Origin of the sequence: Moraxella sp. K127, assembly GCF_015223095.1 — a bacterium.
In the GTDB taxonomy this organism is placed as follows: Bacteria; Pseudomonadota; Gammaproteobacteria; order Pseudomonadales; family Moraxellaceae; genus Moraxella.
Window position 1 is genome coordinate 1 of the sequence record NZ_JADFBZ010000085.1, and the last position, 4,755, is coordinate 4,755.

Genomic DNA, 4,755 nt, shown 5'->3' on the forward strand with positions numbered 1-4,755 from the left:
GGGGTTTTGACTGAGTTGCCATCATTCCCCACTACTGGCATATATAGCAGAAGGTTTGACTTTGGGCAGTTATTTGATTTAGAGGCGTTAAAGCGAGGAATTAAATATAAGTTGATTAATCATTCAAAAAATACTAGCACAACAGGCATCTTGGATGAATTGGGTAGAACGGCTAGAGTGTTTGGTAATGACAAAGATGAAATAGAAGCAGTTATCATGGGTCATGATAATAGCGATGAGCTGATTATGTATGAAATTCAGAACGATTTCAATGCTACAAACTTAGATGATGTTGTCTGTTGTGCTTGTGAGTCTGAAAGTTTGGAGTTAAAGCCGATAGATAACAACTTAAACACTGAAGATTCTTTAGGGGAGGATTATAATGATTTTGGCAATTAAATTATTCTCAACATTTATTATTTTGGCATTATGTTGTACTGGTAATGCCAAAAGTGATTCACATTCGTACATAAACTCTAGTATATATACGAGTTATCAAGAATTAATTGATGAAAATATTTGTGGAGATCAAACTAGGTTTGCGTTGCAGGAAAAAATTTTAAAAAAACACAACTTGATTAATCATGAAAAATCAACCAATAAATATACATGGCTTTCAAGCCCCTATGATTGTGCATTAACATCCATAAATTCGGAATACTTCTATATTTATAGTATTTATGATAAAAATTCCCCCACTTATGTCTTCATTCTGCTTAATAAGGAGAATAAAAAATATTTATTAGCTATTGTAGACAGAGACTACACTCAAGATATTTCAGACGGCAGGATTAGCTACATGGGAACACTTGTTACCAGTGAAAAAGCAGTGCAAGTATTGCAAAATTATATATCCAACCAAAAATATGGAGGTGTCAAATCATGAGTTTTGTTAAGGCAGTTAAAGGCAATACCTATCCTGATGATAGAGAGGGATTTTTGTATGCACTTTCAAGGCGAGAATCTAGCTCCGATCTAAATCTTCCCGATCATCACCAAACCAATCTCAAGCCACAAAGAGTCCATAGCCAAGGTCATAGAGGGTATATAGGCTACTTTCAGTTTGGTGAGGCTGCTTTGTACGATGCAGGTTATTTTACTGTGCCTCATCCATTTAGTCTAGCAAAAAACAGTCCTTTTCAAATGGCAATCACAAATAATGATTGGACTGGCACTTGGACGGGCAAAAATGGGGTAAGATCTAAAAATGATTTTTTAGAAGGTAGAAAGCATCAAATTGATGCCATGAATTTTTTTATTCAAAGGCATTGCAGTGTTTTGAGAAATTTGAACATTAATGAATTTTATGGCAAGAAAGTTAATGGTATAGAATTAACAGAGTCAGGATGTTGTGCGGGTGCTCATCTTGTTGGTGCAAAACATGTTCTTGATTTCGCTTTGGGCATTGCAAATGAGACAGATGGTAATAAAACCCCCATTAGTCATTATATTGACTTATTTGCTCATTACAATCTTGGAACTTGTTGTCAGCGTAAAATTTATATTAGGGTAAAAAAGGATGGGAAACCTGTTTCAGGCAAATCAGTAATAGTTGAATCCGATTATCCCAAAGGAAAATATTACAAACAAATCGGCAAAATAACCAATACTTACACCACCAACGAGGAAGGCAGGATTCCAGTTATTGTCCGCCATCCTGGTGCAAAAATTAAAATTAGTGTCGATGGCATTAGTAAAGAACTCATTCAGGAGAGTAATCAAGTTCAAAGATATGAAATTGATATTAGCAATGGTATTTCCATCAAAGCTACGCTTGATAGACCTAGCACTCCAGAACCAAAACCTCAACCCAATAAAACACCACAAGAGATCAGAAACGCAAGCAATCAATCTCAGCAACCTAATGACACCAAAAAAGATGTTAAGTTCAACATTGTTATGGTGGAGGCAGACACACAAAAACCCATTAGCAATTTGAAATTTCGTCTAACCTATAAAGGCAATACCAAAATTCATCAAACTGACAGCAGAGGTAGTGCTGCAGGTATCACCGCTGAAGTAGGTCAAGATATTGAAGTGAGCATGGCAGGAGAAGATAAGCTACAGCCTATTTTTAATTTTAAGGTTGTTGCCAATCTAGATGGTATGAGTTATACAGTGCCTGTTAAAGTGCATGCTTTTGAAATTCTAGTAAAAGACCACAGAGGACGACCTGTACCAAATACAGAATTTATGTTATTTTATCGTGGATGGCAGATTAAAAAACGTAGCAATCAGAATGGTGTTTTTAAAACAAAAATGTTGGTCGGCTTTGTTTATGGATTTGGGCTGACTGACGACAACAAGCCCTTAATCTATTTGCGTTGCCTACAAGGTGTTGCCAGAAGAACTATCAATATCAACGATATTGCTTATCATCGCTCACAAACTAAGGGGACTGCTGATGTCTATATCCCTAGTCAAACTCAAGTCGCCCGACCACCATCAGCACCCAAACAACAACAAACAGCACCCAAACCGACAGGTCAATCAGCACCACCCCGTATTCAGCAAAACAATACCTATACTGAGAAACAAGGGAATCCGTTGACGGTGGTAACAAATAAATCGCTTGCTAGCGACACTACACGCTATCATATTTATCACGATGGCACAATAAAGCGAGAAAATAAGAATGCCACTGGTTATGCTGAGTTTATTTATTATGATAAAGATGGGGGTGTGCATAATTTGAGTAAGTCAGCTTTTATTCGCGCCCCAAATAGGGAGTTTGTTAGAAATAAAGATGGAAAAATAGTTGGTAGCAAGATAGTTGGTGGTCATACCTATTTGATAGACTATGCAAAACATAATCATTATCGTAAACAAAACTTGGGTTATAAATGGCTTATAGTTAGTGATGACAAAAGATATTATTTAAGTGGCATGTCCTTGGCTGCAGTATTGGGTGCAATGATGAGTCTAGGCTATGCAGAATATCATGGTTCAGGATTTAGTACGATAACTGGCGATTCGGGTATAAGTAAAACTCATATTAATGGTATAAATGGGGATTTTAGGTATCTAGGTACAAACAATTCTCATATGAAACAGAAGACATACACTACACATAGTCACTTTGACTGGGATGTCAATGTTAGATTTGTCAATGCCCTTTATCTTTTTGGCTACAAAAGTTTTGTTTCTTATAAAGTGAGAGTCGCCAATAACAGAATGTTACCTTACTCGCGTTCTAGATCAGATCATGAAAACCATCTGCACCTACAAGGCTTTCAACCACAAGTAACAGACATATAAGGATTAAGTTATGAAATATTTTTATACCATTTTGTCCGCTATTATACTCACTGCTTGCATGGACAATGACAATACGGCTAATACCACCTCTAATCAAGTACAAGGCGCGGCTCAAATCCAACAAACAACACCCTCATCATCTATTCAAGAGATATCATTAGTCTCGAGTGCGCCTATGATGACGACAGTACAACCTATACAACATTCAAGCACCAATGAGCAAGTTGATTTTCAATTCACCAAAACTGGCATAGCAAACATCGCAATCAATCAAGTCTACAATCCTGATGACTTTATCAATCTTGTAAAGTCTGAAGATGAAGATCCTGAAGTTCCTAATTGTTTTTTCGCTTATAAAACATTGCCAAATAATATTGAGTTTTTTTCTATGGGTGAAAAAATTGACGCAATTTATCTAAGACAATATAGAGAGGAAATAGATGATCCAAGAGACACTGCAATTGTCGCAACCAATGAATCAATTAAAATTGAGGATAACGAAGAGAAAGTATTAAAAAGTTACGATCCTGATAAAATAATTAAAAAAATCAGTGACTATACGGAACAGCCTATTTATATATATTGGTATGATGATTCTGTAGAAAAAACTGGTATTAGATACGATATTGAAGATGGAAAAGTATATCAGATAATTTTGGGGAATAAAGAAAGCCTAGAATTAATGGAGGGTTGTGCCTGATTAGTACACAATTAAGTAAAAAAATAATGAATATCTAGCAATTAAAAATCTAAGCATTTTCAAAAATTTTATACCAAGAATAAAAAAGAGATGTAGCCAAGATTTCTGGTACTTCTTACGTTGATAACCACCATAATCATTTACATATAGGAGGTCATAATAATGTTGTTACAGATATTTAAATATAATTTTTTTTGGATAATGCTAATTTGCTGTGCTTGCACCAATGAAAATATATCCATACAAAAAGATATGACAAAATCATCAGATTTTTCAGTACAGAACAATGATTTGACCACTTTTCATAAGAGTGGATATGGCGGCATTTATTTGGGTGGCGTTTATGATGCAAGCAAATTTAAACAAGTTTCCGAAGAATTGGAGGGCTGTTTTAATGCATCATCATTAGATTTTTCTGGTATTAGTATAACTGTAGAGAATAATATTATTTCCGAAATCAGCACAGATGACCCATCTATATTATCTTATGATGGTATCAAAGTGGGAGATCCTATTTCTCTTATTGAAGATAAGGTTGATTTGAATGCACTGGAGATTATTCAAAATGATTATACAAACCTACCAGTTTTTATACACTGGCATGACAAGAATAAAGCTGTGGGAACTCGATATAGTACAGATGATGGCATAATCATTTATTATATTGATATGGGATTGAGTGAGCGAATGTATCTTTTGGAGGGGTGTGCTTAACCCCTTGACCCCCTCCCACCTCCCATGCTACAATCCAATCACTCCTAAATCATTCTCATTAACCCCACCTAACCATTCAATCA

4 protein-coding genes and 1 pseudogene are annotated in these 4,755 nt (G+C 35.5%); all 5 read left to right on the top strand.

Going from position 1 to position 4,755, the window contains the following annotated elements:
* Window positions 1-399, top strand: a pseudogene (locus tag IM753_RS12595) (type VI secretion system tip protein VgrG); the annotation flags it as partial.
* Window positions 383-886 (top strand): hypothetical protein, encoded by a 504-nt coding sequence (locus IM753_RS12600; protein WP_065254991.1) that lies wholly within the window; start codon window positions 383-385, stop codon window positions 884-886. The pseudogene IM753_RS12595 and the gene IM753_RS12600, both read left to right, overlap by 17 nt.
* Complete coding sequence (locus tag IM753_RS12605) at window positions 883-3,258, top strand: hypothetical protein (RefSeq protein WP_194109428.1); 2,376 nt, start codon at window positions 883-885, stop codon at window positions 3,256-3,258. Before IM753_RS12600 ends, IM753_RS12605 begins: the two co-directional genes overlap by 4 nt.
* A gap of 10 nt (window positions 3,259-3,268) precedes the next feature.
* Window positions 3,269-3,958 carry a hypothetical protein gene (locus IM753_RS12610; RefSeq protein WP_065254989.1) on the top strand — a complete coding sequence of 230 codons (690 nt, stop codon included), beginning with the start codon at window positions 3,269-3,271 and terminating at the stop codon, window positions 3,956-3,958.
* 252 nt (window positions 3,959-4,210) lie between these two features.
* Window positions 4,211-4,672, top strand: a complete 462-nt coding sequence (locus IM753_RS12615) for a hypothetical protein (protein ID WP_194109429.1) — start codon at window positions 4,211-4,213, stop codon at window positions 4,670-4,672.
* The last annotated feature ends 83 nt before the right edge of the window (window positions 4,673-4,755 follow it).